This window comes from Nonomuraea sp. NPDC049784, from assembly GCF_040659615.1.
GTDB lineage: Bacteria > Actinomycetota > Actinomycetes > Streptosporangiales > Streptosporangiaceae > Nonomuraea.
Genome location: NZ_JBFAMX010000656.1, coordinates 1 through 5539 on the forward strand (window position 1 = coordinate 1; position 5539 = coordinate 5539).

General features: G+C 68.5%; 8 protein-coding genes. 4 read left to right on the top strand and 4 right to left on the bottom strand.

From position 1 onward, the window contains the following. From AB0J09_RS54845 to AB0J09_RS54855, 3 genes are all read right to left on the bottom strand, one after another. A partial coding sequence (locus AB0J09_RS54845) for a transposase domain-containing protein (protein ID WP_360710260.1) occupies positions 1-309 on the bottom strand: 309 nt, incomplete at its 3' end. Beyond that, positions 231-1073, bottom strand: a complete 843-nt coding sequence (locus AB0J09_RS54850) for a hypothetical protein (RefSeq protein WP_360710261.1) — start codon at positions 1071-1073, stop codon at positions 231-233. The genes AB0J09_RS54850 and AB0J09_RS54845, both read right to left, overlap by 79 nt. A 523-nt stretch (positions 1074-1596) precedes the next feature. Then, positions 1597-2073, bottom strand: coding sequence for a PhzF family phenazine biosynthesis protein (locus AB0J09_RS54855; RefSeq protein WP_360710262.1), 477 nt, complete (start codon positions 2071-2073; stop codon positions 1597-1599). A 304-nt stretch (positions 2074-2377) separates the two neighbouring features. Here AB0J09_RS54855 and AB0J09_RS54860 point away from each other — a divergent pair, with 304 nt between their 5' ends. Then, positions 2378-2785: a LysE family transporter gene (locus AB0J09_RS54860; protein ID WP_360710264.1), complete on the top strand. Its 408-nt coding sequence runs from the start codon at positions 2378-2380 to the stop codon at positions 2783-2785. A gap of 69 nt (positions 2786-2854) precedes the next feature. Then, positions 2855-3607: an SDR family oxidoreductase gene (locus AB0J09_RS54865; protein ID WP_360710266.1), complete on the top strand. Its 753-nt coding sequence runs from the start codon at positions 2855-2857 to the stop codon at positions 3605-3607. Positions 3608-3932: 325 nt separating this feature from the next. Here AB0J09_RS54865 and AB0J09_RS54870 read toward each other — a convergent pair whose 3' ends face one another. Next, positions 3933-4484 carry a histidine phosphatase family protein gene (locus AB0J09_RS54870; protein ID WP_360710270.1) on the bottom strand — a complete coding sequence of 184 codons (552 nt, stop codon included), beginning with the start codon at positions 4482-4484 and terminating at the stop codon, positions 3933-3935. Positions 4485-4752: 268 nt separating this feature from the next. Between AB0J09_RS54870 and AB0J09_RS54875 the strand changes: the two genes are divergently transcribed. Then, positions 4753-4881: an IS3 family transposase gene (locus AB0J09_RS54875; RefSeq protein WP_360710268.1), complete on the top strand. Its 129-nt coding sequence runs from the start codon at positions 4753-4755 to the stop codon at positions 4879-4881. After that, positions 4881-5159 (top strand): hypothetical protein, encoded by a 279-nt coding sequence (locus AB0J09_RS54880; protein ID WP_360710269.1) that lies wholly within the window; start codon positions 4881-4883, stop codon positions 5157-5159. The genes AB0J09_RS54875 and AB0J09_RS54880 overlap by 1 nt, the downstream gene beginning before the upstream one ends. Positions 5160-5539: the final 380 nt, after the last annotated feature.

Consider the following 5539-nt stretch of genomic DNA (forward strand, 5'->3'; position numbering starts at 1 on the left):
ACCCAGCGTCGCGCTCGCGCGAGCGAGGAGGCGGCCGGGCACACCGGCGCGAGCCGGCCCAGGGCGGCGGTGAGCTTGCCCCAGGTCGCCCGGTAGGAGCAATGCTCGAACAGGGGCCAGGGCGAGGGTGAAGTAGACCACCACACGGGCGGGCAGCAGCCGCAGCCGCTTCTCCCGTGCCCCGGTCTCCTCTAGCACCGCATCCATCAGCGTGAAGTCGACGATCTGGGTCAGCTCACCCAGATGTCCGGGCGCGTGGACGCCCGCGGCTGTCTCGATCGTGCGGGTGATGGCAGACTTCTCCTGCAAGGGGACCCCTGGTTCTTGATCATCTTGCTCGACACAAGTGATCTACCAGAGGTTCCGTTCGTCGTGATCATCGGCTTGACGAACCGTCGGCCGAACAAACGCAACGGTGTTGGTGTGCTGTTCGTCGGACCCGCCAGGGCGAGCCGGGCGGGGGTCGCGGTCGGGTGTGGGTCAGTGTTCGCTGTCGAGGGTGGCCATGAGGGGGCCGCATAGCGCTCGCCGGCGGCTGATCCTGCGGGGACGGCCGCTTCGATCTCGGCCAGGGCGTCGGCGTTTAGCACGAAGCCGGTGGCGTCGAGGGATTCGGCCAGGCGGGCGCCGTCGTTGGGGTTGACGGGCGCGCCGAGGTTGGTCCACCGGTAGCCGCCCGGCGCCGCGAACTCGTCCAGCCGGTACGCCTTCACCACCGCGGCCAGGTCACTGATTGTCGAGGATGGTTGGGTGCCGGTGTGGTTCGACCGCGCGAGGGGGTTCGTGGCCAGCTTTGCCAGGCTGATGCCCGCGCCCGCGGCCACCTTGGCGTCCATGATCGTGCCGTCCGCGACGTCGTCGATCGTCCTCCAGGAGCCGCCAGCGGTGCGCCACTTGGCCTTCCCGGGTGGCGGTGTCGCCCACAGTTCAAACGTGACTGGCGACGACGGCAGCACCAGGCCCGTGGGTGGGATCTGGTTAAAGCGGTGCTGCGAGTACCAGTTCAGCAAGTGGACCGGGCCCGCCGCTGCTACCGAGTGGCCGAACCGGAAAATCGGCTGGTGGTCCGCCAATTGGAAGCCGACTGGGAGTCGGCCTTGGCCGCCCAGAGGCAACTGACCGAAGACTGGCGCCGACGGCTACCGCGCCGCCCGCGATGACGGGCCGATCGGCTGGCGACTGGTCGAGCAAGTCCTGCGCCGCGCCGGGCACCAGCCCCGCCCCCGCCGCCGATTCTCCGTCCCGCCCGGAGAAGAACCCAGCCCGGACGAGTGGTGGCTGGCCGACCTGGCCGCCCACCTGGGCGTCACGATCCACCGCTGGCGCCAGCAAGGACGCCTCCACGGCCGCCAGGAATCCTCCCGGCAACGCTGGATCCTACACGCCGACCCCACCAAGTTCACCGAGCTACGCACCTACCTCAACCGCGTCTGCGGCCGCACCACCCGCGTCGCCCCGAAATTCGCTGACGACCCACCGGCGCATCCTGCCCCTAGCGAACGTCCTCGGCATCACGCCCGAGTGCCCGCCTGCGCGGCATCGGCCCTTGCTACGCGGCGCCGGCGTGCGCGGGGAACGGCCGCGCGCGATGGCGGCTCATCCCGTGGCGAGAGCGGTGAAGCCCCCGACGTCGACGCGGACGCCTGCGGGTCCGGTCCCGGTGGTGGCGGTGATGGAGAAAGGACAGGACAGGGCGTCGCCCATGTCGACGGTGAGGGTGGTGAAGCCCTGGCGGGACAGGTGGGCGGCCAGGCAGGCGGTGCTGTTGGCGTTGGCGATGTCCTCGGGGACGCCGATCGACGGGGCGAACATGCGGGCGGCGGCCCGCCCGTCCGCGGTGGGGACGGTGTGGACATAGCAGCCCAGCAGGCCGAGACGGTCACAGGCCACGCGGAGCCGGTCCAGGTCGGGCGCCAGGACGGGTCCGCCCGCGTGCAGGGTGATCGCGTACTCCGGTTCCCCGGAGCGGACAGCGAACACCGCCAGCGCCGCGACCGTTCCGTGGCCGCAGGCGGGCAACTCGCTCTCGCCAGTGAAGAACCGCAGCGACACCTCCCCATGGCGTTCGGACACGAACACGGCATGCGACGTCCCCCACACCCCCGGCGCGGCGGGACGCTCGTCATCGGTGAACCCCCTCCGTCACGACAGCGGTGGGGCTGCCGCCGCGGCCTTCGCACAGACAGGCATACACGATCACCGCATCGCGCTCACGACCGGTGTCATGCGGCGACCGTGCCAGGCGTTTCCTGGAGGCGGACGACGTACTTGCCGTCACCGAGGGGTGAGAGGGGGCTCATCACAAGGACTTGGGGGCCGGAAGTCCTAGGCCGAAGGTCTCCTTCCCCTTCCCCGATCGGCTTGTGATGATGTCGACGTGCCTGGTCTTCCCCATCTGAGCGTGTTCTGCGCGATGTCCTCGCTCCTCGCTGCCCTTCCCGGTCCGAACGTGCTGTTCGTGATCGGACGCGCTCTGGCCCACGGGCGGCGGGCCGCGCTGGCGTCCGTCCTCGGCAACGCGTCGGCGGCTTATGCCCTCGTCATCGTGGTGGCGCTGGGACTGGGGACCGTGGTGGAGCGCTCGGCGCTGATCTACACCGTCATCAAGCTCGGTGGCGCGGCATATCTGGTCTTCCTGGGCGTCAAGGCCATCCGGGCTGACGGCCTCGGCCACACGGGCTGGTTCGGCCGCCCCCCACGACGGCTGGCGCTCGCCAAACGCGCGGGCGGCCTTGCCCTGATCGGTCTTGGCCCGAAGGTCGCGATGATCGACCGCACCGACTGACCGCCCCATCACCTCATAGGGCAGTAACCGCAAGACAGCAATGAAACTTCAGAGGCAGCAGGCATTTACATGAGCTTCGAACAGCAACGTGTCGTCATCACCGGTGCGTCCCGCGACTTTGGCCGGACTCTCGCCATCCGTTTCGCCCAGCACGGTGCCGAGGTCTTTGTGTCCTCCCGCAGCCTGGAGGCGTCACGACGCGTGGCGAGCGAGATACGTGACCTCAGTCACGAACACGTGCACGCCTTCGCGTGTGACCTGGCTGACCCCGCCTCGATCCGGCAGTTCGCCGCCGAAGTGGCACAGTGCACCGACCGGGTGGACGTGCTGGTCAACAACGGCGCTCGCTGGCTGGAGGGGCCGGATCTCCTCTCCGCCAGTGACGAGGACGTGACCGACACCATCGCCGCCGGAGCGACCGGCACGGTCTTGATGGTGAAACGCTTTTTGCCACTGTTGCTCGCATCCGACAGACCAGACGTGGTCAACATGATCTCCGCTGCCGGGCTGCCGGCCCACCAGCGCTCCAACGCACATGACGCCTTCTACGCCGCCAAGAGCGCACAAGCCGGCTTCGCCGACATCCTCTCCAAGCGGCTGCGACCCCAAGGAGTGCGGGTTATCTCGCTCTACCCGCCAGACTTCTGCAATCCAGACCCGCTGTCCCCGCAGTGGGAGAGCACGCCGCGCGGCTCCGGCGACATGCTGACGGCCCACTCCGTGGCGGAGTGCGTGTTCTTCGCCCTCAGGCAGCCCCGGGACTGCTTCATCAAGTCGTTCCACTTCGAGCAGGCGCCTGAGGGGCCGGCAGAACATCGATAAAGGAGGCCGAGCCGTTACCTTCGGACCGATCGCACGAGCGACGCCAGGTCAGCACAGCCTGCGGTTCTCACCCAGCATCCCGGAATGCCACTCATACCGGATCTCCTGGCCGCCGATGCCTGACCACCCGAGAGTCGCACCATGTCCAGGACCAAGGGGCCCTGGACAGTGTGGTTGGGATCATCGTGCGGACCAGAGGAAGATGCCTGCGAGATGAAGTCCCGCGAGTAGACAGTGGCGGTCTTGACATAGCAGGTGGGAGCAATCGTCACGACCTGTGGATCGGATATTTGGTCGGCGATGATCGGTTGCCGTGTGGGAGGGGCTAACCGACTGCGGGCCATGTCGGGTAGTGCCAGGCTTGACCGTCCCACTCGACGGGGAAGGGCCAAGCGTGTGGCAGGGGCGTGCCCCACACTCTGGAGCCGAGGGAGCATAGCCGCGCCAGTGCGACGGTGGGGCTGGCGACGTGGCCGACGACCGCTACGGTCTCGCCAGGATGGGCGCTGGCGATCTTCTGAAGGGCGGTCGTCATGCGGGCGAGGACCTGATGGCCTGTCTCGCCGTCTGCCACACATTGCCCGAGGTCTCGCTCGATCATCCAGGCGCGAAGTACGTCGGCCGTTCGTGCGCGGATCGCGGGGTCGCGTGTGCCTTCGTGCGTGCCGATGCCGACCTCGACGAGGTCCGGCATGGCCGTGATGTCGAGACCGTGCGTGGCGGTAAGGAACTGTGCGGTCTGTCGTGCCCGGAGTGCGGTGCTGGAGTAGATCCTGCTGATCGGCTCGGCTGCGAGCTTGTGGGCTGCGTCGAGGGCCTGGCGGCGGCCCCTCGCGGTCAGGGGTGCGGCCGGAACAGCTCCTGCCGTGCCGGTGATGACGTTCTCGGATTCGGCATGGCGTAGACACTACAGGCGGATGTGGTCGCTCATGCGGCCAGTTCCTCGCGCTCGACCAGCCGGCCGCGTTCGAAGCGGGCTCCGCCTTCTTCGCGGCGGACAGTCGACGACGCTCGCCAAGTACGAGCTGATCGATGCGGAGAAGGCCTGCCGTCCGATCGTGAAGGTGTGTGCCTGGCTGGGCGTATCCCGCTCAGGCTACTACGAGTAGCGTGAGCGGCCGGCCTCGGCCACCGCGCAACGCTGCGTGCTGCTGGCCGCTCTGGTCGCCGAGATCTTCGCCGACTCGCGCGAGACCTACGGCTACCGGCGCGTCCACGCCGCCCTGGCCCGCCGCGGCGAGCACTACTCGGCCGAACCCTGGCGCGTGCCCTGATGCGTGAGCAGGGCCTCATCCCGGCCCAGGTACGGGCGTTCCGGCCGGTCACCACCGTCCAGGGCGACTTCCGCCGCACCCCCGACCCTGAATACGAGACCCATTTCAATGAGCACCGGCCACACCGGGTGCTGGATCAAGCAGCCCATTGCAGGCGCTGCCCGAGCTCGTCGATGCCGACATCACGGTCACTCGAAAAGACCGACTCGGTGGCCTACTACACGAGGATTCGCAAGTCGCATGAGATGACACGATATTCGGCACCCACGGGCATGTGAGCGCGCTGAGCGCTGCTGGGACTGCCGCGGCCGGCCTTCATGGCAGGAGCGCCCGCTCCCCGGCACGGGAGCGGGCGCTCTTTGCGCTGCGGAAGGTCAGGTCACGTCGTCCTCTGCCTGCCGGTTGAGCGGGTCGGGATCGGACGCACCCGGCTTGACTGCCGCGGTGAACGCCTCCCGGCCCCGCGCGGAGGGCTGTGTGGAGAGAAAGCCCAGCTCCCGGGTGACGGTATTGGACCTCGGTGTGAGAACGGCGTCCCGGTCACTGGCGACCGTGCCGGCCCGGTCATTCCCTGGCCAGTACGGTCGCCAGCGGTAGCCGTCCGGCCAGTGTGGCAGGCACCACCGAGGTCAGCACGGCCAGCAGTACGGCGGCTCCG